We start from the raw sequence: 25,201 nt of genomic DNA, 5'->3' as shown, positions 1-25,201 counted from the left end.
TTGAAATTGAATATCAAAATGCTAAATTTATAAAAATTTGATATTAGTTATTGTCATACTATATGAAAAGATATAGTTGTTTGTATAGGAAATAAACATATGGTATAATAATATTGCTTAAAAAATTAGACTCAGGCAGGAAGAGTGGGCGTTATACCCGCTCTTTTCTATTTGCCAAAAAAGGAGGTCAGTATGAGTAAAGTAACTGAGCAAGTTGAATCAATTATTCAACCCGTCCTTGACGACTTAAATTTCGAATTAGTTGAAGTCGAATACACAAAAGAAGGAAAAGATTACTTCTTAAGAGTATCCATTGATAAAGAAGGTGGCGTCGATTTAAACGATTGCGCCCTAGCTTCTGAAAAGATTAGTGAAGTTATGGATGAAGAAGATCCTATTCAAGAAATGTATTATTTAGATGTAGCTTCTCCAGGTGCTGAAAGACCTATAAAAAAAGAAAAAGATTTCCAAAATGCTGTTTCAAAACCGATATACGTTTCTTTATATGCTCCTATTGAAGGTGGAAAAGAATGGTTAGGTATCTTAAAAGAAGTAACAAGTGAAACGATTATTATGGAAGTAAAAGAAAAATCAAAGAAGAAACAAGTTGAAATTCCAAGAAATAAAATCGCTAAAGCACGTCATGCTGTAATGCTTTAATGTGATGAGGAGGATGATAAATCGTGTCAAGTAATGAATTATTATTAGCAACTGAATATTTAGAAAAAGAAAAAAAGATTCCAAGAGAAGTTTTAATTGATGCAATTGAAGCAGCGCTGATTACTGCATATAAAAAGAACTATGACAGTGCAAGAAGTGTACGCGTTGAGTTAAACATGGATGAAGGTACATTTCATGTGATTGCTCGTAAACAAGTCGTAGAAGAAGTAATGGATAATAGAGAAGAAATCGACTTAAGTACAGCACTAGTTAAAAATCCAGCATATGAAGTTGGTGATATCTACGAAGAAGATGTAACGCCAAGTGATTTTGGACGTGTAGGTGCACAAGCTGCGAAACAAGCTGTAATGCAACGTTTACGCGATGCTGAGCGTGAAATATTATATGATGAGTTTATCGATAAAGAAGATGATATTGTTAATGGTCTCATTGATAGAGTCGATCATCGTTATGTATACGTTAATTTAGGACGCACAGAAGCTGTTTTATCTGAAGCTGAAAGAAGCCCTAATGATAGCTACATTCCTAATGAGAGAATTAGAGTATATGTCAATAAAGTAGAGCAAACTACAAAAGGGCCTCAAATTTACGTTTCACGTAGCCATCCAGGATTATTAAAACGCTTGTTTGAACAAGAAGTACCAGAAATTTTTGACGGTACAGTAATTGTAAAATCAGTTGCTCGTGAAGCTGGAGATCGCTCTAAAATCAGCGTTCATTCAGATAATCCAGATATTGATGCAGTAGGTGCATGTGTAGGTGCTAAAGGTTCCCGTGTTGAAGCGGTTGTAGAAGAATTAGGTGGCGAAAAAATTGACATTGTTCAATGGAATGAAGATCCGAAGGTATTTGTTAAAAATGCTTTAAGCCCTTCTCAAGTACTACAAGTTATTGTTGATGAAGAAAACCAATCAACGGTTGTTGTTGTGCCTGACTATCAATTATCTTTAGCAATCGGTAAGCGTGGACAAAACGCACGTTTAGCTGCCAAATTAACTGGTTGGAAAATTGATATAAAATCAGAAAGTGATGCTAGAGCTGAAGGCGTTTATCCTACAGATGAAGCGATTGAAACTGAGGATGTTGAAAATATTGAACAAAACACAGACATTGATTTAGAAGACGTTAATACAGAAATTAATGACTTCAAAAAAGATGATGAAACAGATAGCTTGGATGAAGAAGACGCTGAAAAATAAATTGGAGTGAGCTTTATGAAAAAGAAAAAAATTCCAATGCGTAAATGTATACTTTCAAACGACATGCACCCTAAAAAAGATATGATTCGAGTTGTTATTAATAAAGAAGGCGAAATTTTTGCTGATGCAACTGGAAAACAACAAGGTCGTGGTGCATATGTATCAAAAGATGTTAAATTAGTAGAAGATGCACAAAAAAAAGGTGTATTAGAAAAATACTTTAAGGTTGATGCAGAAACTCTAAATCCTGTATATAAGGAAATTATACGTCTTATTTATCGTGAAGAGATACCTAAATGACTATAGAGAAAATCGTGAATTTTTTAGGGTTAGCAATGCGTGCTGGAAAAGTTAAAACAGGTGAATCAGTCATTTTAAATGACATTAAGAAAAATAGATTGAAGCTCGTAATTATTGCAACTGATGCTTCTGAAAATACAATGACAATGTTTCAGAACAAGTGTGAAAGTTACCATATATCATTTCGTATATTTGGAACGAGAGCTGAATTAGGACAAGCTTTAGGTAAAGCAGAACGAGTTAACATTGGAATCACTGATCAAGGCTTTGCTAAAAAGTTAGTGTCAATGATAAATGAATATCGTAAGGAGTGACTATATGAGTAAAATAAGAATTTACGAATACGCCAAAGATTTAAAATTAAAAAGTAAAGATATTATAGACGAATTAAAGAAGATGGACGTTGAGGTAACGAGCCATATGCAAACGTTAGAAGACGACCAAATAAAAGCATTAGATAAAGTTTATAAACCAGAGAAATCCAATCAATCAGAACAAAAACAACAAGGTCAAAATCAACAGAAATCATCAAATAGCAAGTCTAATGCTAATAAAAAAGATAATAGTAATCAAAATCACAAGCAAAATAATAAAAATAATAACAAAAATAAGAAGAACAACAAGAACAATAAAAATAACAATAAAAACAAACAAACTAAACAGGAAGAACCAAAAGAAATACCTTCAAACATCACTTATCAAGAAGGTATAACAGTGGGAGAACTTGCTGAGAAAATTAATGTTGATTCTTCAGAAATTATTAAAAAGTTATTCTTATTAGGAATAATGGCTAACATTAATCAAGCATTAGATGATGAAACATTAGAATTGATTGCTGATGATTATGGTGTGGAAGTGGAAAAAGAAGTTGTTATTGATGAAGAAGATTTATCAATTTATTTTGATGATGAATCTGAAGATGAAGATGCAGTAGAAAGACCAGCAGTCGTTACTATTATGGGACATGTTGACCATGGTAAAACAACATTATTGGATTCTATCCGTCACACACAAGTAACAGCAGGTGAAGCTGGTGGTATCACACAACATATTGGTGCTTATCAAATTGAAAATGATGGCAAAAAAATTACTTTCCTTGATACACCAGGACATGCTGCATTCACAACGATGCGGGCACGTGGTGCACAAGTAACTGATATTACAATTTTGGTAGTAGCAGCAGATGATGGTGTAATGCCTCAAACGATAGAAGCTATTAATCATGCCAAAGAGGCAAATGTACCAACAATTGTAGCTGTTAATAAAGTTGATAAACCAACTGCTAACCCAGACCGAGTAATGCAAGAATTGACTGAATATGGTTTGATTCCTGAAGCCTGGGGTGGCGATACAATTTTCGTACCACTTTCTGCTTTAAGCGGTGATGGTATTGAAGATTTAATAGAAATGATTGTACTTACATCTGAAATACAAGAACTAAAAGCTAATCCTGATAAAAAAGCAGTGGGTACAGTGATAGAAGCAGAATTAGATAAATCACGTGGTCCATCTGCATCACTTCTAGTACAAAATGGTACGCTACATGTCGGAGATGCATTGGTTGTTGGTAATACGTATGGTAGAATTCGTGCGATGGTTAACGATTTAGGTCAAAGAATTAAATCTGCAAAGCCATCTACTCCTGTTGAAATTACAGGTATTCATGATGTACCACAAGCTGGGGACCGTTTTGTTGTGTTTAAAGATGAGAAACAAGCAAGACGTATTGGAGAAGCACGTCATGAAGCCAATGTTTTACAACAACGTCAAGAAAGTAAGAGCGTTTCACTAGATAATTTATTTGAACAAATGAAACAAGGTGAAATGAAAGATTTAAATGTCATCATTAAAGGTGATGTCCAAGGCTCTGTAGAAGCACTTGCAGCTTCATTAATGAAAATTGAAGTAGAAGGTGTTAATGTTCGTATTATTCACACTGCAGTAGGTGCGATAAACGAATCCGATGTGACCTTAGCGAATGCATCAAATGGTATTATCATTGGTTTCAATGTAAGACCTGATACAGGTGCCAAACGTGCAGCTGAAACAGAAGGTGTAGACATGAGATTACACCGCGTCATTTATAGCGTTATTGAAGAAATAGAAGCTGCAATGAAAGGCTTGCTAGATCCAGAATACGAAGAACAAGTGATTGGCCAAGCAGAAGTACGTCAAACATTTAAAGTTTCAAAAGTAGGTACAATTGCTGGTAGTTATGTTACAGATGGTAAGATTACGAGAAATGCGGGTGTCCGTGTTATCAGAGATGGTATTGTTCAATTTGAAGGTGAACTGGACACGTTAAAACGTTATAAAGACGATGCTAAAGAAGTAGCCCAAGGCTATGAATGTGGTATCACAATTGAAAAATATAACGATTTAAAAGAAGGCGACATTATAGAAGCTTTCGAAATGGTTGAAATTAAAAGATAAAGATAGTTACTTTAAATAAATAAGAAAAATAAAACCGTAGGCTAACTTATAGTGTTAGCTTACGGTTTTTTTCTTTTAAATATGTTATCTTTTGGGTAAGAGCATGTGTAACTTTGGATCATTTAAAATAATTGTTTATTTTTATAATTTATTTTAATGTTTAGCTTTAAGTGCATAGTTATTTGAAAATTTAGCCTTTTATTAAGCGTTGTGAACGAGTTAAAAAAGTTTAAGTAAAATTGCTTGTTACCTTAATCTGGACACTAACTGTCTATGTACTTAATTAAACTTAGCATAAATAGGAGGTTATAAGTGATGAGTGAATACTTAAAAGAAATAAATGAATTTTGGCAAGAATACTTGGATCAATATAACTCTATTTATGACTTAGATACTTTAAATGAAATAATAAAAAGACATGACACAACCGCTTTTCTACACCCACAAGATTTAGCATACTTCAAAAGAAATTTTGGTGAAGATTTTAGTAATATCCCAAGATTTAAAAAGTTGATTGATTTTGCAAATGGGAAAGTGAAAATTAATAAGCACAGACAACGAATTGTACAAAATGATGCAGTATTAAGTCCAGCCATAGCAAGACCATATTTTGGAAATCCTGAAATAGCAGATATAGTGATTTTGAAAAAAAAGGCTGAGAATGATTTTATAATTAATGACCCTTCATTACCAGAAGAAATGGTAGTACATTATCGTAATAGAATATTGCAAGATATCCAAGGTGAGTTGAATTTAAACGGACAAAAAGTATTTCTTCCTTATATAGATCATCATTGTTGGTTTAAGAAATATATCTATAGCAATGGGTCTATATTAAAGCAATTTAATATTAATCCAAATAGAGTGATGGTTATGAATTTCTTTCCATATCAAACTGGCCATACAGCAGGTATACCAAAAGATTTTTTAACATTTAATCATTATCTACCATCCCAAGTTATGAATTTTGAACTATTATTAAAAATTATAAATGATGATAAGAGGCGGATTTATATTGTAAGTGAAGAAGAACTCTTTATTTCAATTTTTAAAAATTTTACTAATAGTGAATTACATCAATACCTTGTTGACAATTTGTTTGTGCTTTCATCTAAACAGAATAGACACATCACAGCATGTAATGTATTGAGTTATAAAGAGCATGTTAAGCGTTTAAAAAAGAAAGAGTCATTAAATAAAATAGATTATTATAAGTGGAATCAACAACAAAAAAAAGAGCGAGAGTTAGGCAATTCGGATTTTATAAGAAAACTTAAAGCTATCCAATATAAGGAAGCATTACCACGTTAGTAAAATTGAAATGACTGAAAAGGTTCGGGACATAAATGTCTCTGACTAAACAGAAAACGATAATTTCTATTGAAATAATGTAGAAATTGTCGTTTTCTTTTTTTACCAAATAGTGTAGCTGGTTGAGCTACTATTTTCCTTACATTCAATGCCATTAAGACAAACTCTAATTTTCTTTTGACTTTGTCTACCCCTCGAACTAACACTCGAGTGAAACCCAAAATAGCCTTCATGAATCCAAAAACTGGTTCTACATCAATTTTTCTTTGACTTTAGATTTTTTAGTTCCTAGTTCTGAAAGCTGCTGATTAATTTGAGATTTAAAATACTCCCAAATTAAAATGCTTCATTATCTTCTTATTCGTTTTTGAATTGTTTTTCATACATAAATTTTTAAGTGGACATTTTAAACAATCATCACATTCGTATAATATGAGTCATGTTATAATCTTTATACATAAGGCAACTCGTTAATTTGGTTTAGTAGTGTTTATTAAATTATACGAAATGCCCTTCTTTTTTTGAATAAAAAATGCAAATTGTACTGATTTTGTAATGTGCTGACGCCCGGGGGGATGATATGAGCGAGAGACTACAGGCTCGAGCCATATCCCCAGGCAAGCATGCACGATCAAAATCGGAAGATTTTAAATATAAAGAGGGCAAATCCATTGTTAAGGATTTGCCCTCTTATTTTGAGAATGGGATTTATGTCCCGGCCTTTTTAGTATGCAGTTAAATATGATAATGCTTAAATAACGATTTGATTTTATTTTTGAAATCTTCCACATAATGATCTGGCTTTAATAAAATGATTTCTTGTGGATATTCATATGCTAAGTGTAGGCATTCGCTTTTTGAAATAATGAGTTCAGCTTCAATGAATGCTTCGTTATTTTGAGCATTCAGGACTATAAATTGACGTTGAATTTGTTCCCATATAGATGAACGGAATTTCATAGTGACAGTCGGGACTTGTAGAAAAATATTTTCGTCAAAAGCTTCATCAAATTGATGAATATCAAGTATTGAATTTAAATCTTGCGTATAAATTTTGTTCTGATATATATAAGTAATCCAATATTTATTTTTGAAATGTCTTGTATATACTGGTACAACTTTATATGTTTGATGATCAACATCATTTAGCGAAATAATCTGTTTATTTTGTATGGCAAGTTGTATTTTATAAATAAGTGTTGATTCTGTTAATTCGTGATTGATTGTAAATTGATTGAGTAATGTATTAGATAAAAATTTTTCAGCTAGATTCGAATTACTGTTTAGGCCTCTAATTAAATTATATGTATCGATATGAATGTTGGGCGTGAAATTTTTCATTCTAAATAGCAGATTAAGTAACCGATTATTTTTAAATTTATAGCGATCTATTCTTATGCGATGTCGGCCTATATTGTTTTCATAAACAATTCTTGCATTTAGTCCTTCCCATTCATGGTCTTCATATAAAAAATTGTTTATATCACTAAAGTCTCGCTGTATTGATCTTACATTAACATTTAATTGTTGTGCGAGTTCTTCTTTGCTTAATTTTTTCCCATTAAATAGACGAGTGAAAATATAAAGTAGTCTTTCTGATTTATCCAAGTATACACGCTCCTAACAATTTCAATAGAACAATTCATATTTTATTAGTTTGAATTATAGCATGATATTTTCTATAATGTGTAAAACAATATAAAATAAATTAAAAACTTAGTTGTTTCCTAAATAGTAATCATTTATAAAATTCAATGTAAATTTTATAAACTACCGCAGCATTTAAAAATAAAAATGTAATAAAGTTTCAGGCTATAACACTTAAGAAATATAATTGTGCCTAACTGTAATGGAAATAATGTTTTATCGTTTCATAACAATTACCTTTTTGATTTATTATTGATTTAGCAATTAAATTTTTTTTATTAAAAAAAGAATGAAGTTTGTTTGACGTTGTGAAATGAACTGTCATATAATCTTTAAGTAAGATAAATATACATGTATGAATGATATTTGTGAGGTGAAATATATGAATATGAGAGCTGAACGTGTTGGCGAACAAATGAAACAAGAAATCATGGACATTGTTAACAATAAAGTAAAAGATCCTAGAATTGGTTTCCTAACAATAACAGAAGTTCAATTAACGAATGATTTATCTATTGCAACAATTTATTTAACTGTACTTGGTAATGACAAACAAATTGATGATACGTTTAAAGGTTTAGAGAAAGCAAAAGGTTTTATCAAATCTGAAATTGGTTCAAGAATGCGTTTAAGAATTGTACCAGATTTAAAATTTGAATACGATGAGTCTATTGACTACGGAAATAAAATTGAAAAAATGATACAAGATTTACACAAAAATGATTAATTTTCAAAGCTGAAACAAACATTCACTGAGATGTTTGTTTCAGCTTTTTTATAACCATTTCTTTATTGAGTCGTGTTAATATAAGTAAGGAATGATAATAAAAGAACGATTGAAGGTGACATTAAAATGTATAATGGTATTTTACCTGTGTACAAAGAACGTGGCTTAACAAGCCATGACGTTGTATTTAAATTAAGGAAAATTTTAAAAACCAAAAAGGTGGGGCATACTGGTACATTAGATCCTGAAGTTTCAGGTGTATTACCCATATGTATAGGTCCAGCGACTAAGGTGAGCGATTATATTATGGAAATGGGAAAGACCTATTTTGCAACTGTATATTTAGGTTTTAGTACCACTACAGAAGATCAGACAGGTGAAATTTTAGAAAAAAAGGCTATTGATGAAGACGCACTTAATGAGGAACAAATAGATAACACTTTAGCACGTTTTGAAGGTGTAATTACGCAAATCCCACCGATGTATTCATCAGTGAAGGTTAACGGTAAAAAGCTTTATGAATATGCAAGAAAAAATGAAACAGTTGAAAGGCCTTCAAGAGAAGTCGAGATTTTCGACATTAAGCGAGCGTCTGAACTACGATTTAAAAATCAAGGTTGCCAGTTTGATATCATAGTAAAATGTGGTAAAGGTACTTATATTAGAACGTTGGCAACAGATATAGGAAAAGCGCTTGAATTACCAGCACATATGTCAAAGTTAACAAGAATACAAAGTGGTGGTTTTGATATTGAAAATAGTCTTACAATCGAAGATATACAATCACTACATGAGCACGAAACATTACAGGAAAAACTTTTTCCGATAGAATATGGTCTGAGAGGTTTGAAAAAAATCAACATTTCAAATGAAAGTCAAAGATTTAAAATATTGAATGGTCAAAAATTTGATACGAATGATTTTGACCAATCCATAGATACGTTGGTTGTGATGTTTGATACACTAAATAATAAGGCATTAGCAATTTATACACCACATCCTGAGAAGCCTTATGAAATAAAACCGAAGAAGGTATTTAACTAAAGGAGAAATAGCCATGAAAGTAATTGAAGTAACTCATCCGATTCAAGAAGATCAGTATATATCAGAAGATGTAGCAATGGCTTTTGGTTTTTTTGATGGCATGCATAAAGGTCATGCAGAGGTATTTGATACTTTAGAAAAAAAGGCAGAGGCATCGAATTTAAAGAAAGCTGTGATGACATTTGATCCACATCCTTCTGTTGTTTTAAATCCTGAACTTAAACGTACGGATTACTTAACTCCGATTCAAGATAAAATAGAAATATTAGAATCTTACGGGATTGACTATTGCATTGTCATTAATTTTTCTTCTAAATTTGCGAGTGTAAGTGCAGAAGAATTTATACAGGAATACATCATTAATAACCATGTAAAAGAAGTAATTGCAGGTTTTGATTTTACGTTTGGCAAATTTGGTAAAGGTAACATGATGATTTTAGACGAAATGTCGGATTTTAATACGACTATCGTAAGTAAACAAGAAATTGAATCGGAGAAAATATCTACAACAGATATTAGAAAATCACTGAAAACAGGTGACTTACAAAAGGCAAACGATGAGCTTGGATATCGATATCGTATAAAAGGCATGGTTGTACAAGGGGAAAAACGTGGAAGAACAATTGGTTTTCCTACAGCGAATGTAGAGCCGAGTGGAGATTACGTACTGCCTAAAAATGGTGTTTATGCCGTGAGTATGAAAATAGGTGCAAATGATAAGATTTATCGTGGAGCTGCCAACGTTGGTGTCAAACCAACATTTCATGATCCTTCTAAAGCACAAGTTGTCATAGAGGTGAATCTGTTTGACTTCCACGAAAACATATACGGTGAACGTGTTATCGTTTATTGGCATCATTATTTAAGACCAGAAGTTAAATTTGATGGTATAGATCCTTTAGTTGAACAAATGAATAAGGATAAAGAAAAAGCGAAATATTTACTTTCTGTTGATTTTGGTGACGAAATATCATATAATATTTAAGTCTGATGTGTTACACACACATACAAGGCACCTTTATCTTGGCAGTTCGAGACTCCGACGATTGCTCGGATAAAGGCGCATAAAAATAAAAGGAGGAAATTGACTATGGCAATTTCACAAGAACGTAAAAATGAATTAATTAAAGAATATCGTACACACGAAGCGGACACTGGTTCTCCAGAAGTACAAATCGCTGTGTTAACTGCAGAAATCACTGCATTAAACACTCACTTACGTGAACATACGAAAGATCACCATTCACGTCGTGGATTATTAAAAATGGTAGGTCGTCGTAGACACTTATTAAACTACTTACGTAGCAAAGATATTCAACGTTACCGTGAATTAATTAAATCATTAGGTATCCGTCGTTAATCTTTAGACGTATATTTATCGGGAAAGAACCTTTGGGGTCTTTCCCTTTTTTATAATTTTAGCATTTATAATTATTCATTAAACTATATACTAATATAAATCATTATTAATAAATGATATGATAGGATTAACAGATAAATGAGAGGAGATTCGTAATGTCTCAAGAAAAAAAAGTTTTCAAAACTGAATGGGCAAATAGATCTTTAACGATTGAAACCGGACAATTAGCTAAACAAGCTAACGGCGCAGTACTTGTTAGATATGGTGATACAGTCGTTTTATCTACTGCAGTAGCGTCAAAAGAACCACGTGATGGTGACTTTTTCCCATTAATGGTTAACTACGAAGAAAAAATGTATGCTGCAGGTAAAATACCTGGTGGCTTTAAAAAACGCGAAGGCCGTCCGAGTGATGAAGCTACGTTAACTGCACGATTAATTGATAGACCCATTCGACCTTTGTTCCCTAAAGGTTATAGATATGACGTACAAATAATGAATACAGTCTTAAGTGCTGATCCTGATTGCTCTCCTGAAATGGCAGCAATGATAGGTTCGTCAATGGCATTAAGTGTTTCTGATATACCTTTTCAAGGTCCAATAGCAGGCGTGAACGTTGGTTATATAGATGGAGAATATGTGATTAACCCTACCGTTGCACAAAAAGAAGTATCTAGACTTGATTTAGAAGTAGCTGGTCATAAAGATGCTGTAAATATGGTAGAAGCAGGCGCAAGTGAAATTACAGAAAATGAAATGCTTGAAGCTATTTTCTTTGGACACCAAGAAATTCAGCGTCTAGTTAGCTTCCAAGAAGAAATTATCGATCATATTCAACCAGAGAAAAAAGCATTTGTTCCTGTTGAAAAAGATGAAACACTCGTTGAAAAAGTAAAATCATTAACTGCATCATATGGTTTAAAAGATGCCGTGTTAACATTTGATAAGCAACAACGAGATATTAATTTAGATGAACTTAAAGAGAAGGTTGCATCAGAATTTGTTGATGAAAATGATGATGAGAATGAAGTTTTAATCAAAGAAGTTTACAGTATATTAGATGACTTGGTTAAAGAAGAAGTAAGACGTCTCATAGCAGAAGAAAAAATCAGACCAGATGGTCGTAAAACAGATGAAATTCGCCCATTAGAATCTGAAGTTGGTATTTTACCAAGAGCGCATGGTTCAGGTTTATTTACAAGAGGACAAACACAGGCACTTTCAGTATTAACATTAGGTTCGATGAGTGAATATCAAATCCTAGATGGTCTTGGTGAAGAAGAACAAAAACGTTTTATGCATCACTATAACTTCCCAAATTATTCAGTTGGTGAAACTGGACCAGTTCGTTCACCTGGTCGACGCGAAATTGGACATGGTGCATTGGGAGAACGCGCACTTAGCCACATCATTCCAGATGTTAAAGATTTCCCATATACTGTGAGAATAGTGAGTGAAGTATTAGAATCAAACGGTTCATCATCACAAGCTTCTATTTGTGGCTCAACGTTAGCGTTGATGGATGCGGGTGTTCCAATCAAAGCCCCAGTTGCTGGTATCGCTATGGGATTAGTTACACGTGACGATAGTTATACCATATTAACTGACATACAGGGGATGGAAGATGCACTTGGTGATATGGACTTTAAAGTAGCTGGTACATCTGAAGGTATTACAGCTATACAAATGGATATCAAAATTGATGGTTTAACTAAAGAAATTATTAAAGAAGCATTAGACCAAGCTCGAGAAGGTCGTTTGGCCATATTAGATCATATGCTACAAACAATTGATACACCACGTGGTGAACTAAGTGCCTTTGCACCTAAGGTTGTTACGATGTCTATTAAACCTGAAAAAATTAGAGATGTAATTGGTCCGGGTGGTAAAAAAATCAATGAAATCATTGATGAAACGGGCGTTAAATTAGATATCGAACAAGATGGAACGATATTTATTGGTGCAGTAGATAAAGATGCGATTGAAAAAGCGCGTAGTATCATTGACGAAATTACAAGAGAAGCAGTAGTTGGAGAAATATACAACGGTACAGTTAAACGTATTGAAAAATATGGTGCGTTTGTTGAATTATTCCCAGGTAAAGACGCACTTGTACACATTTCTCAAATTGCTAATGAGCGCATTGATAAAGTAGAAGATGTGTTGAAAGTAGGAGACACATTTAAAATTAAAGTTACAGAAATTGATAAACAAGGTAGAGTAAATGCTTCACATAAGGCATTGTTATCAAATAATACTAAATAATGTTTATTATTAGAGACTGGTAAAATGATGAGAACTGCTTACAATAGAATTATTTTAATTCTATTGTAGAAAAGTTCAAGTCATATCACTGGTTTCTTTTTTTAATATTTCAGCATTGATAATTAAATAGGAGTAAGCAAAAAGCTAAAAATAAATGTGAATATATACATAAAAGCGCTACAAATACATCATTGCATACGTTAGAATCGCTTTTACATAAAAATAAATCATCCAATTATATATTTTAAAACAACTAAAGTAGCTACTTTAATAGTGTACATAAGGCCTATTTTAACTTATAATAAACTATGGGTTTATATATGGACGGGTAATTTAAATAGGAGGTAACATTTTGAGTTTAATTAAGAAAAAGAATAAAAATATTCGTATTATCCCTCTCGGAGGCGTTGGGGAAATTGCGAAAAATATGTATATCGTTGAAGTAGACGATGAAATGTTTATGTTAGATGCGGGGCTGATGTTTCCAGAAGATGAAATGTTGGGTGTAGATATTGTTATTCCTGATATTCAATATGTGATAGAAAATAAAGACAGATTAAAAGGTATATTCCTAACGCACGGCCATGAACACGCGATAGGTGCTGTTACTTATGTGCTTGAGCAAGTTGATGCGCCTGTTTATGGTTCTAAATTAACAATTGCATTAATCAAAGAAAATATGAAGGCTCGCAATGTAAATAAGAAAGTTAGATATTATACTGTTAATAATGAATCAATTATGCGCTTTAAAGGTGTTAATGTCACATTCTTTAACACTACACATAGTATTCCAGATAGTTTAGGTGTTTGTATACACACTTCTTATGGCGCGATTGTATACACTGGGGAATTCAAGTTCGATCAAAGTTTACAAGGACATTATGCTCCAGATTTGAAAAAAATGACTGAAGTTGGACAAGATGGTGTATTTGCTTTGATCAGTGACTCGACTGAAGCAGAAAAGCCAGGTTATAACACGCCAGAAAACGTGATAGAATCTCATATGTATGATGCGTTTACAAAGGTGAAAGGTAGATTGATTGTTTCATGCTATGCATCTAATTTTATTCGTATTCAACAGGTTTTAAACATTGCGCAAAGATTAAATAGAAAAGTATCTTTCCTAGGGCGTTCGTTAGAAAGTTCATTTAATATCGCTAGAAAACTTGGTTATTTTGATATTTCTAAGGATTTACTAATACCAATTAATGAAGTTGAAAATTATCCGAAAAATGAAGTGATAATTATTGCAACTGGTATGCAAGGAGAACCAGTTGAAGCATTAAGCCAAATGGCACAAAAGAAACATAAGATAATGAATATTGAAGAAGGAGATTCGGTCTTCTTAGCAATTACTGCGTCTGCTAATATGGAAGTGATTGTTGGAAATACGCTTAATGAACTCGTTCGTGCAGGAGCAGAAATCATTCCCAACAGCAAAAAAATTCATACTTCAAGTCATGGTTGCATGGAAGAATTAAAAATGATGATTAATATCATGAAGCCTGAGTATTTCATTCCGGTAAATGGTGAATTTAAAATGCAAATTGCGCATGCTAAGTTAGCTAATGAAGCTGGCGTCCAACCTGAGAAAATATTCCTAGTGGAAAAAGGCGATGTAGTAAACTATGATGGTGAAGAAATGATTTTAAATGAGAAGGTCAATTCCGGCAATGTGCTCATTGATGGTATTGGTGTAGGTGATGTTGGTAACATCGTGTTACGTGATCGTCATTTACTTGCTGAAGATGGCATCTTTATCGCAGTCGTAACACTAGATCCCAAGAATCGTAGAATTGCCGCTGGTCCAGAAATTCAATCACGTGGTTTTGTTTATGTAAGGGAAAGTGAAGCTTTATTAAATGAAGCTGAAGAAAAAGTGCGTGAAATCGTTGAATTAGGTTTACAAGAAAAACGTATTGAATGGTCAGAAATCAAACAAAATATGCGTGATCAAGTAAGCAAATTGCTTTTTGAAAATACAAAACGCCGTCCAATGATTATTCCGGTAATATCTGAAATTTAATAATTTCTATTCTAAAATAAAGAGGTTAAGACAGACGCTTTGGTAAGGTTATTTAAAAGTAAATTGTATATATGTTATATCTAAACAAGATATATACAACCTTTAAATATACTGGAGCGAATAATGTCTTACCTCTTTTATGTTATTATAAGTATATAATAAAATGATTTTTATAGAATTTAAAATCATATTTATAATTTGTATTATCACTTGATATTAAAATACACAAATATGATTCATATACATATCGAAAAAACAGAGTTGAAAAGAAGGTGTGAATGTTGGCACAAACGAGAAAGAGCTCAACAACAAAGAAAAAAACATCGAATACAAGAAAGAAAACTGCAAATAATAAAAAAAGGAAAAGTGATAGTCCATTAAGATATATTATTGCGATAGTAATTTTTATTGCTATCATTCTTGGTGTTTTTCAATTGGGCATTATAGGCACAATGATAGATAGTTTTTTTAATTACTTATTTGGCACAAGTAGGTATTTAACTTATATCTTAATTTTGATAAGTACTGTATTTATTACTTACTATAAGGCATTGCCGAAGACGAGACGTACAACAGGTGCATTTGTTTTACAAATTGCATTATTACTTGTGACTCAAACAGTGTACTATTTTATGCATAGAGCTCAATCATTAAGAGAACCCGTGTTATCATATGTTTATAAATCTTATGAACATAATACATTTCCAAATTTTGGTGGAGGATTATTTGGACATTACTTATTGGCATTATTTATACCACTCATTTCAATTGTCGGTGTAATTATTGTAACGCTATTATTAATAGCTTCTAGTTTTATCTTATTGACAAAACAAAGACATAGAGATGTGTCTAAAGTTGCTTTTGAAAAGATGAAAGTAAAAAGTCAAGATGCTTCTGCAAATCTTAAAGAACGCCGTAAAGAAAATAAAATTAAAAAAGATGCTAAAGCACGTATAAAAGCCGAAAAAAAAGCCGAAAAAGCAACTGAACAAGCACAAACTCAAAATAATGTTAAGGATGTAACTGATCTACCAGAGATAAGTAACAACACTCCTGAACAACAATCAATTCCAATTTATGGACATAACGATTATAAAGATGAAGATAATAAACAAACACAAACTCAAAACAAGAGATCGAAACGTGTATTTGATCAAAATAATCAAAGTACTATCCAAGAACCAAATCCAGAAGATAACGCAATCATTGATCAACCAGTTAATGAATTAGAAGAAGGTGAAGCACAAGATGAAGATGCGGCTTCAAATTCCATATCTGAAGCTGGAGAAGTAGAAAATGAAGCATATAAAATACCACCATTAACATTATTGAAACAACCAACTAAACAGAAATCGACTTCTAAAGCAGAGGTGCAGAAAAAGGGGCAGTTGTTAGAAAACACATTGAAAAACTTTGGTGTAGATGCTAAAGTGACTCAGATTAAAATAGGCCCAGCAGTGACACAATATGAAATACAACCCGCTCAAGGGGTTAAAGTGAGTAAGATTGTTAATCTGCATAACGATATTGCCTTAGCCTTAGCAGCTAAGGACATACGTATCGAAGCACCAATACCTGGACGATCTGCTGTGGGTATAGAAGTACCGAATGATAAAATTTCGCTTGTTTCTTTAAAAGAAGTATTAGATGAAAAATTTCCTGCTTCTAATAAGTTAGAAGTAGGACTAGGTAGGGATATTTCAGGTGACCCAATTACAGTAGAACTTAACAAAATGCCTCATTTACTTGTAGCAGGTTCTACAGGAAGCGGGAAATCTGTTTGTATCAATGGTATTATTACAAGTATCCTATTAAATGCAAAGCCACACGAAGTTAAACTTATGTTAATTGATCCGAAAATGGTAGAATTAAATATATACAATGGTATCCCTCATTTACTCATACCTGTTGTAACCAATCCGCATAAGGCATCACAAGCTTTAGAAAAAGTAGTAGCAGAAATGGAAAGACGGTATGACTTGTTTCAACATTCTTCTACTAGAAATATTGAGGGATATAATGAAGCAATTAGAAAACAAAATGAAGAGTTAGATGAGAAACAATCTGAGTTACCATATATTGTTGTTATAGTAGATGAGTTAGCAGATTTAATGATGGTTGCTGGTAAAGAAGTAGAAAACGCAATACAAAGAATCACACAAATGGCACGTGCAGCAGGTATTCACCTAATAATCGCAACACAACGTCCTTCCGTAGATGTAATTACTGGTTTAATAAAAAATAATATACCTTCTAGAATTGCTTTTGCTGTGAGTTCACAAACAGATTCTAGAACGATTATTGATAGCGGTGGTGCCGATAAATTACTTGGTAAAGGTGACATGCTTTATGTTGCTAATGGTGGATCTACTAGAACTAGAGTTCAAGGTGCGTTTTTAAGTGACCAAGAGGTTCAAGACATTGTAAATTATGTCGTAGAGCAACAAAAAGCGAATTATGTAAAAGAAATGGAACCAGATGCGCCTGTTGAAAAATCAGAAATGAAGAGTGAAGATGCCTTGTATGATGAAGCGTATTTATTTGTAATTGAACAACAAAAAGCAAGTACATCGTTATTACAAAGACAATTTAGAATTGGTTACAACCGTGCTTCTAGATTGATGGATGATTTAGAACGTAATCAAGTGATTGGACCACAAAAAGGCAGTAAACCTAGACAAATACTTGTGGATTTAGATAGTGAGGAGGTGTAAATATGGAATTGACTTCTGTTTATAAAGTAAAAGAATGGCTGATACAAGAGATAAATACGAGAGCATTGAAACCAGGAGATGCTTTACCTAGTAACCTTGCAGTTGCTAGAAAATTAAATGTTAAAACAGATGACGTATACGATGCAGTTGATGAACTAATTACTGAACAAGTGTTATCTAATAATTTAGAAGAAGGTGCAAGTGTTAAAACACTGCACCCGTTCTTCTATCCATTAGATGAATTGGTTAGTATCAGTAAAATGATTGAAAATCAAGGTTATCATGCGAGTACGGAGTATATAAGCTTAGACGAAAAACCTGCGACATCTTTAGATGCCCAGAGATTAAATCTTCCTGAAAAAGCGTTAGTAACAATTATTGAACGCGTGAGAATGGCTGACCGTATGCCAGTTGTTTATTGCTTAGATAAGCTACCAGCAGAAGATTTAACATGTGCGCAGTATCAAAATAGTGATGAATCGTTGTTAAACGCAATTGAATATTATGCTTCGAAAAAAGTTGCATATGCAGAAACTGAGATAGAGGCTATTGGTTATGAACCACATATATCAGACATATTGGATGCCTCACCACATGAAGGGCTTATGTTGTTGAAATTAATTCATTATGATAAAAATGATCAACCAATACTTTATTCTTTTAATTATTTCAAAAGTAGTTTAGTAAAATTTAAAACGGTTAGAAATAGTATATAATAACAAAATTATGAAAGTGAGGTTTGACAATTTGAAAATAAATGAACAGCAAAATGATTTGCATATTAATGTGTTACCAACAACAAAGTTCAAAACAACCACAATTACTTTAAAATTTATGGCCCCGTTAGATAGTGAAACCATGACAGCGCGATCAATACTCAGTAAATTACTCGTGCGTGCCACTAAAAAATGGCCGACAGACAAGGCGTTTAACCGTCATCTTTCAGAATTGTATGGCGCGTATGTTAATAGTTTTGTCTCAAAATTTAAAGACAAGCATGTCATAACGATATCATTGGAGTTAGTCAACGAACGCTATCTTACTGATCAAACACCATTATTTGAAAAGGGTTTAGATTTGTTAACAGAAATGATTTGGCACCCTTTAGTTTCTAATGATAGTTTTGATGAAAACTTTGTTTCACAAGAAAAAGCTTTACTAACTAAAAAATTAGAAGCAATGGTTGATAATAAATCTCAAATATCTTTTTTAAATTTATTGAAGTATATGTTTGGTGAACAGCCGTATCGTCACCTAGCATCAGGGCAAGTAGATTACATAGCAAATATAACACCCGAAACTTTATATCATACATATCAATCTATGCTACAGAACGACTATTGTGCTGTTTATGTCGTAGGTAATGTAGATGAACAAGAAGTAAAATCTCAAATCAAAACTTATTTTGATATAAAACCATTCCAATTCAAACAATCTCATGCGACGCCAGTACCACAAGCAGATAAAGTTCCACAAGAGATCGTTGAGACAGATGAAGTGGACCAAGCTAAATTAAATATTGGATTTAAACTGCCAGTACAATTTGGAGATAAACAATATTTTGCTAGTGTTGTTTTTAATACCATGTTTGGCGGAGATCCCTCTTCCGTTTTGTTTAATGAAGTTCGAGAAAAACAAAGTTTAGCGTATTCAATTCATTCGCAAATAGATGCAAAAAATGGTTTTATGTTTGTGCTTAGCGGTGTTTCATCTGATAAATATAGCGTAGCAAAAGATACAATTATTGCGGAATTTGAAAAGTTCCAGCAAGGTCAATTTAGCGAAGAAAAACTGGAACTTGCTAAGAAAATTATTATTTCTCAACGTCAAGAGTCGTACGATCGTCCTAAACGTATCATAGAGATATTGAATAATAATATTTTATTAGAGCATGATATATCAGAGGATGATTACATTAAACATATTCAAGATGTTAATAAATCTGAAATCATAGAATTAGTGAAAAACATAGAACTCAATACAATTTATATACTAACGAAAGGAGGTCAACAATAATGCAAAGCACATATTACGAGCAAATAGATGAAACTGTTTATGAAACTGAGTTGAATAATGGGTTAAAACTATTTGTGATACCTAAAACAGGCTTTCAGAAAACATTTGTTACATATACAACGCAATTTGGTTCTTTAGACCGTAAATTCAAACCACATGGTAGTGAAGATTATGTTACTGTACCAGATGGTGTTGCACACTTTTTAGAACATAAACTATTTGAAAATGAAGAAGAAGACTTATTCACAGCATTTGCAGAAGATAATGCACAAGTAAATGCATTTACTAGTTTTGACCGAACAAGTTATTTGTTTAGTGCAACAGATAATGTTGAAAGCAATATAAAACGCTTGTTAACGATGGTTGAAACACCGTACTTTACTGAGGCATCTGTAAATAAAGAAAAAGGTATTATTGCTGAAGAAATTAAAATGTATCAAGAACAGCCTGGCTATAAAATGATGTTTAATACGTTGAGAGCTATGTATGAATCACATCCAATTCGAGTTGATATAGCTGGTAGTGTAGAAAGTATTTATGAAATAACTAAAGAAGATTTATATCTTTGCTATGAAACATTTTATCATCCTTCTAACATGGTTTTATTTGTTGTTGGAGATGTAGATGTAGACCATATTTACAATGTTGTTGCAGACCATGAAAATCAAAGAGATAAAACGAATCAATCTCAAATAGTAAGAGATCCGTTAACAGAACAAGACAGCGTAAGAGAAAACATAGTAACTGAAAAGATGAAGTTACAATCACCTAGAATTATGCTTGGCTTTAAAAATACACCATTAGTTGATGTGCCAGATAAATTATTAGTAAAAAAAGATTTAGAAATGACTTTGTTTTTTGAATTATTATTTGGTGAAGAAACTGATTTTTATCAAATGTTGCTTAATAAAGAGTTGATAGATGAAACATTTGGTTATCAATTTGTATTAGAACCTACATATAGCTTTTCCATGATTACCAGTGCAACACAACATCCAGATAAGTTAAAAAAATTACTATTAGATGAACTAGAAGCAAAACAGGGTAGTTTAACTGATGTAGAAGCGTTTAATTTATTGAAAAAACAATTTATTGGAGAGTTTATATCCGGTTTGAATTCCCCTGAATATATAGCAAACCAATACACAAAACTTTATTTTGAAGGTGTAAGTTTATTTGATTTATTAGATATTGTAGAAAGTATTACGTTAGAAAGCGTAAATGAAACGGCGCAAACGTGTTTGAATTTATCCCAAATTGTTGATAGTCGTTTGGAGATGAAATAAACAATGAAAGCTTTGGTTATAGGTGGTTCAGGATCTATAGGTTCTGCAATCGTTAATCGTTTGTTGTCTGATGGATATGAAGTCATCATCCATTACAATAATGCTGATATCAATCAACTAAACGTTCAGTTCAACCATAGTTCAGTACAATTTATACAATGCGATTTGCGCAATGTAATTGATTTTAATCAATATTTTCATTTTATAAAAAATTTAGATTGTCTTATTTATGCCAGTGGAACCGCGTTGTATGGTCAGTTGCAAGATATGACAGATGCAATGATTGATGAGCATTATCAAATTCATGTGCGCCAATTAATTAGAATATGTAGATATTTTGTAGACCAGTTACGACAAAGTCATAATGGTCGAATTGTAGTTATTTCATCAATTTGGGGAGAAACAGGTGCAAGTATGGAAACGATCTATTCGGCGATGAAATCAGCTCAAATTGGTTTCGTAAAAGCATTGAGCCAAGAACTATCAATGACTTCAGTCACTGTGAACGCCATCGCACCCGGTTTTGTGAGCGGTAATATGTTAAAAGCTTGGGGAGAAAGTGAGCTTGAAACTTTGACTCAAGAATTACCACAACAAAGGTTTATTGGGCCTGAAGAAGTTGCACATACCTGTAGTTACCTTTGCAATCCATTAGCTAAAAGTGTGACTGGTACAATACAAAAAGTGAATGGCGCTTGGTATTTATAATTTTTGATATAATTGAAAAAATAAACCACTTGTGAAACATTCAATGATATAATATCAATATCATTCATTACATTACATTTTAAAATTATTTGTGCTGTACTATGCTTTTTTCATTTAATAGATAACTAGAAATGTGATAGATTTTAGTCAAAGCTAATTGCTGTGATTTATAAACTAAGGGGTGTATATGCCATGACAGTTGCTGCAAAAAAAGAATGGTATTTAGAATATGAAATAACAATGAACAGAGCCGGACTGCTAGGTGATGTTTCCAGTTTGTTAGGTATGATGGGTATAAGTATTGTTACTATAAATGGTATTGATGAAGGTAGAAGAGGTCTATTAATTAAATCTGATAACCTTGAAAAAGTTAGTAGATTTGAAAATATCGTTAGTGAAATTGATGATATCTCTATTACTAAATTGCGTAAACCAGAATTGCGAGACCGATTGGCAGTACGACATGGCAGATACATAGAACAAGATGCTGCTGATAAAAAAACATTTCGTTTTGAAAGAGAAGATTTGGGTTTATTAGTAGATTTTATGGCCGAATTATTTAAAGAAAAAGGTCATAAATTAATCGGTATTAGAGGTATGCCAAGAGTGGGTAAAACTGAATCAATTGTAGCCGGTAGTGTCTGTGCACACAAACGTTGGTTATTTATTAGTTCTACTTTAATTAAGCAAACTGTTCGTAGTTCACTCATAAAAGGTGAGTATGATTCTGATCACGTCTATATTATTGATGGTGCGGTTACGGCAAGAGAATCCAACCAAAAACATCAAGAATTAGTAAAAGAGGTTATGAGCTTACCAGCAATTAAAGTTGTAGAGCATCCTGATTTATTTGTAGAAACCAGTGATTATGAGATGAGTGATTTTGATTACATCATTGAACTAAGAGAAAATAAAAATCAAGAAATCCATTATGAAGAAATGAAAAAACACACTGTAAAAAGTAAAAATAATCTTGATTTCGGTGACGATGTTTTCGGTGGAGGTTTTGGATTTTTTGAATAGCAAAAGATAATGGATGAGGAGGACTAACATCGTGAGTTTAGTTGGTCAAACTTTAAAAGGACGTCGCGAAAGATTAGGTATGACATTAACAGAATTAGAAAATCGAACAGAAATTAAACGTCAAACTTTGACACTCATTGAAAAAAATGATTTTGAGTCACTTAAAAATGCAGATTATGTAGAAGGTTTTATCCGTAAATATGCAAAGGCTGTAAATATTGATGCTGAACAGCTTATTCATGCACATAGAGATGAAATTCCTAATCATGATAATAACTTGAAAGATACAATTGACGCTTTTTCTTCTGATCATCAACCTAGTTATCGCAGTAAAAACAAAGAACCTTTGCAGTTAGCAGTAGTAATAAGTCTGGTGATTATTATCACTGCCATACTGTGGATATTAGCAGTATTATTTTTATAAAAATATTTTCGTGCATTTGTAGTAAGTTATATATATAGAAATGAGGATTTGAAATGAATATTCCGAATTGGATAACTGTTTTTAGAGTTATATTAATTCCAGTATTTCTATTATTCGCTTTAGTAGATTTTGGTTTTGGTAATGTAACTTTTATTGGTGGATATGAAATAAGAATCGAATTATTGATTAGTGGTGTTATCTTTATTATTGCCTCGTTAAGTGATTTTGTAGATGGTTATTTAGCAAGAAAATGGCAACTCGTTACAAATATGGGGAAATTTTTAGACCCATTAGCAGATAAACTACTTGTTTCAAGTGCTTTGATAGCATTAGTTGAAATTGGATTAACAAACTCCTGGGTAGCGATTATCATAATTGCACGTGAATTTGCGGTCACAGGGTTGCGATTATTACAAATCGAACAAGGTTTTGTAAGTGCGGCTGGGCAATTAGGTAAAATTAAAACGGCCGTTACGATGATAGCGCTAGTATGGATTTTACTTGGTGACCCATTAGCAACGTGGATTGGTTTTCCAATAGGTCAGGTGCTTTTATACATTGGGGTATTCTTTACTGTTCTTTCTGGTATTGAATATTTCTATAAGGGTAGAGATGTATTCAAAGCCAAATAATATGAGTTTAATTCTGACAATCATGAATTCAACTGGAAAGTGTTTTTTAAAGCACATTTCCAGTTTTTTTGTTGAAATAGTATGTTTTGTAACAGAATGCTGATTCATCAAAACAGAACAATTTACAAACGAAATTTTAGTTTTTAAATAGAGTTAGATTTATAATAAAAATAAGTAATTTAACATGTTAAATAGCGAAATGGTTATTTGCGAACGAGGAGGAAAAAGCGTGAATATATCAATTATAGCGGTTGGATCTGAATTATTACTGGGTCAAATTGCAAATACCAATGGTCAATATCTGTCAAAATTATTTAATGATATAGGACACAGTGTTGTAGAACATATTGTAGTAGGAGATAATCCTAAAAGACTTGAACGAGCTATACATTCATCATTAGAGCAGTATGATGCTATTATTCTTACTGGTGGACTAGGACCTACTAAAGATGATTTAACGAAGCATACGATAGCTCAGATATTAGATCGCAATTTGGTGACGGATGAAAAATCATTGAAGTATATTGAGCAATATTTTAAAGATCAAAATGTTGAGATGACACCGAACAATAAACAACAAGCATTAGTCATTGAAGGTGCAATAGTTTTAGATAATAAAGTAGGTATGGCACCAGGCATGTTGATTGAACATAACGATAAACATATTGCTTTATTACCTGGTCCACCTAAAGAAATGCAACCGATGGCAAAACATGGCTTATTACCATATTTTTTAAATGGAGAAAGCATTATTTTTTCAGAATTATTGCGTTTTGCAGGTATAGGTGAATCCAAAATTGAAACTATTTTAATGGACTTAATAGATAATCAAACGAACCCTACAATTGCCCCTTTAGCAGGTACGCATGAAGTGAATATAAGATTGACGGCGAATGGTGATTCAAAACAAGAATGTGAAGCATTAATAGCACCAGTAAAAAAAGAAATACTATCACGTATTGGTGATTATTATTATGGATCGGATGACGTTTCCATTGAAGCAGCGTTTTTAAAACATATGAAGCAATCATTTGCAATCTATGATGGTGTTACAGATGGTGAATTATACTCGAGAATGAAAGATAATGATGATTCAAATAAACTCTTGGGTATGTTACCGCATCATCAACAATTTATAAATCTAAAAGAAGGTATTGAGCGTCAACTGTCAATATCATGTCGTATCGTTAAAGATTTATATAATGCGGAGATAGGTATTTCATTATTACATGAAAATGGTACAGTATACTTAGGTATTTTAGAAAATGAATATCTAACAATTAAATCATTTAAAATGACGAAAAATAGAAATTTAATTAAAAAAAGAGCACAAAACTATACATTGATCCGATTATTAAATTATTTTAAAGCATAAATGATTAAATCAAAACAAGTAATAATTAGTA

The 25,201-nt window shown here is 32.4% G+C and carries 21 protein-coding genes and 3 pseudogenes; 22 read left to right on the top strand and 2 right to left on the bottom strand.

The genetic code is table 11. The annotated features are described in order from the left end of the window. The first annotated feature begins 192 nt into the window (after window positions 1-192). The 6 genes from rimP (at window position 193) to FYJ81_RS02865 (ending at window position 5,924) form a co-directional block, all read left to right on the top strand. Window positions 193-660, top strand: coding sequence for a ribosome maturation factor RimP (gene rimP, locus FYJ81_RS02890; RefSeq protein ID WP_019468442.1), 468 nt, complete (start codon window positions 193-195; stop codon window positions 658-660). Between the two features lie 23 nt (window positions 661-683). Continuing rightward, window positions 684-1,880, top strand: a complete 1,197-nt coding sequence (gene nusA / locus FYJ81_RS02885; RefSeq protein WP_107384967.1) for a transcription termination factor NusA — start codon at window positions 684-686, stop codon at window positions 1,878-1,880. 15 nt (window positions 1,881-1,895) lie between these two features. Then, window positions 1,896-2,180, top strand: a complete 285-nt coding sequence (gene rnpM / locus FYJ81_RS02880) for an RNase P modulator RnpM (RefSeq protein WP_019468440.1) — start codon at window positions 1,896-1,898, stop codon at window positions 2,178-2,180. Next, a complete protein-coding gene (locus tag FYJ81_RS02875; RefSeq protein WP_154409275.1) occupies window positions 2,177-2,494 on the top strand; it encodes a L7Ae/L30e/S12e/Gadd45 family ribosomal protein in 318 nt (105 codons plus the stop codon). The genes rnpM and FYJ81_RS02875 overlap by 4 nt, the downstream gene beginning before the upstream one ends. A 4-nt stretch (window positions 2,495-2,498) precedes the next feature. Then, the gene (gene infB, locus FYJ81_RS02870) at window positions 2,499-4,613 is read left to right on the top strand and encodes a translation initiation factor IF-2 (RefSeq protein WP_107386097.1); all 2,115 of its coding nucleotides are present in this window, start codon (window positions 2,499-2,501) and stop codon (window positions 4,611-4,613) included. 315 nt (window positions 4,614-4,928) lie between these two features. Then, window positions 4,929-5,924 carry a hypothetical protein gene (locus FYJ81_RS02865; RefSeq protein WP_154409274.1) on the top strand — a complete coding sequence of 332 codons (996 nt, stop codon included), beginning with the start codon at window positions 4,929-4,931 and terminating at the stop codon, window positions 5,922-5,924. Here the strand turns inward: FYJ81_RS02865 and FYJ81_RS02860 are convergent. Next, window positions 5,913-6,355, bottom strand: a pseudogene (locus tag FYJ81_RS02860) (transposase); the annotation flags it as partial. The gene FYJ81_RS02865 and the pseudogene FYJ81_RS02860 sit on opposite strands and share 12 nt — an antisense overlap. 304 nt (window positions 6,356-6,659) lie before the next feature. Beyond that, complete coding sequence (locus FYJ81_RS02855; protein ID WP_107521388.1) at window positions 6,660-7,532, bottom strand: HTH domain-containing protein; 873 nt, start codon at window positions 7,530-7,532, stop codon at window positions 6,660-6,662. 421 nt (window positions 7,533-7,953) lie between these two features. On the opposite strand from FYJ81_RS02855, the gene rbfA reads away from it, so the two are divergent. The 16 genes and pseudogenes from rbfA (at window position 7,954) to FYJ81_RS02780 (ending at window position 25,170) form a co-directional block, all read left to right on the top strand. After that, entirely contained in the window at window positions 7,954-8,298 is a 345-nt protein-coding gene (gene rbfA, locus FYJ81_RS02850) for a 30S ribosome-binding factor RbfA (protein ID WP_019468695.1), read from the top strand. A gap of 126 nt (window positions 8,299-8,424) precedes the next feature. Next, the gene (truB, locus tag FYJ81_RS02845; RefSeq protein ID WP_107384821.1) at window positions 8,425-9,342 is read left to right on the top strand and encodes a tRNA pseudouridine(55) synthase TruB; all 918 of its coding nucleotides are present in this window, start codon (window positions 8,425-8,427) and stop codon (window positions 9,340-9,342) included. A 13-nt stretch (window positions 9,343-9,355) separates the two neighbouring features. Continuing rightward, entirely contained in the window at window positions 9,356-10,327 is a 972-nt protein-coding gene (locus tag FYJ81_RS02840) for a bifunctional riboflavin kinase/FAD synthetase (protein WP_154409273.1), read from the top strand. A gap of 105 nt (window positions 10,328-10,432) precedes the next feature. Beyond that, the gene (gene rpsO, locus FYJ81_RS02835; RefSeq protein ID WP_019468698.1) at window positions 10,433-10,702 is read left to right on the top strand and encodes a 30S ribosomal protein S15; all 270 of its coding nucleotides are present in this window, start codon (window positions 10,433-10,435) and stop codon (window positions 10,700-10,702) included. A gap of 155 nt (window positions 10,703-10,857) precedes the next feature. Continuing rightward, the gene (gene pnp / locus FYJ81_RS02830) at window positions 10,858-12,966 is read left to right on the top strand and encodes a polyribonucleotide nucleotidyltransferase (RefSeq protein WP_107384819.1); all 2,109 of its coding nucleotides are present in this window, start codon (window positions 10,858-10,860) and stop codon (window positions 12,964-12,966) included. Between the two features lie 352 nt (window positions 12,967-13,318). Beyond that, a complete protein-coding gene (rnjB, locus tag FYJ81_RS02825) occupies window positions 13,319-14,992 on the top strand; it encodes a ribonuclease J2 (RefSeq protein WP_019468700.1) in 1,674 nt (557 codons plus the stop codon). Window positions 14,993-15,270: 278 nt separating this feature from the next. Next, window positions 15,271-16,159: pseudogene (locus FYJ81_RS13310) on the top strand (cell division protein FtsK); the annotation flags it as partial. Between the two features lie 92 nt (window positions 16,160-16,251). Continuing rightward, a pseudogene (locus tag FYJ81_RS13305) lies at window positions 16,252-17,706 on the top strand (DNA translocase FtsK); the annotation flags it as partial. Between the two features lie 2 nt (window positions 17,707-17,708). Beyond that, window positions 17,709-18,422 carry a GntR family transcriptional regulator gene (locus tag FYJ81_RS02815; RefSeq protein WP_107384818.1) on the top strand — a complete coding sequence of 238 codons (714 nt, stop codon included), beginning with the start codon at window positions 17,709-17,711 and terminating at the stop codon, window positions 18,420-18,422. Between the two features lie 10 nt (window positions 18,423-18,432). Continuing rightward, a complete protein-coding gene (gene yfmF, locus FYJ81_RS02810; protein ID WP_107386240.1) occupies window positions 18,433-19,722 on the top strand; it encodes an EF-P 5-aminopentanol modification-associated protein YfmF in 1,290 nt (429 codons plus the stop codon). Beyond that, on the top strand, window positions 19,722-21,008 hold the full coding sequence (gene yfmH, locus FYJ81_RS02805) for an EF-P 5-aminopentanol modification-associated protein YfmH (RefSeq protein ID WP_154409271.1): 1,287 nt from the start codon (window positions 19,722-19,724) through the stop codon (window positions 21,006-21,008). The genes yfmF and yfmH overlap by 1 nt, the downstream gene beginning before the upstream one ends. Window positions 21,009-21,011: 3 nt before the next feature. Further along, window positions 21,012-21,716 carry an elongation factor P 5-aminopentanone reductase gene (gene ymfI, locus FYJ81_RS02800; protein WP_154409270.1) on the top strand — a complete coding sequence of 235 codons (705 nt, stop codon included), beginning with the start codon at window positions 21,012-21,014 and terminating at the stop codon, window positions 21,714-21,716. Between the two features lie 192 nt (window positions 21,717-21,908). Next, window positions 21,909-22,739, top strand: coding sequence for a DUF3388 domain-containing protein (locus FYJ81_RS02795; RefSeq protein WP_019468706.1), 831 nt, complete (start codon window positions 21,909-21,911; stop codon window positions 22,737-22,739). Between the two features lie 31 nt (window positions 22,740-22,770). Then, window positions 22,771-23,163, top strand: a complete 393-nt coding sequence (locus FYJ81_RS02790; RefSeq protein ID WP_107384814.1) for a helix-turn-helix domain-containing protein — start codon at window positions 22,771-22,773, stop codon at window positions 23,161-23,163. 53 nt (window positions 23,164-23,216) lie between these two features. Further along, window positions 23,217-23,795: a CDP-diacylglycerol--glycerol-3-phosphate 3-phosphatidyltransferase gene (gene pgsA / locus FYJ81_RS02785; RefSeq protein WP_107384813.1), complete on the top strand. Its 579-nt coding sequence runs from the start codon at window positions 23,217-23,219 to the stop codon at window positions 23,793-23,795. 229 nt (window positions 23,796-24,024) lie between these two features. After that, entirely contained in the window at window positions 24,025-25,170 is a 1,146-nt protein-coding gene (locus FYJ81_RS02780; protein WP_192942904.1) for a CinA family nicotinamide mononucleotide deamidase-related protein, read from the top strand. Window positions 25,171-25,201: the final 31 nt, after the last annotated feature.

It is taken from the genome of Staphylococcus sp. McC-251-APC-3A2 (assembly GCF_009695665.1).
In the GTDB taxonomy this organism is placed as follows: Bacteria; Bacillota; Bacilli; order Staphylococcales; family Staphylococcaceae; genus Staphylococcus; species Staphylococcus cohnii.
Note: the sequence above shows the minus strand (reverse complement) of the source record. Positions and strands in the feature narration are given on the sequence as shown.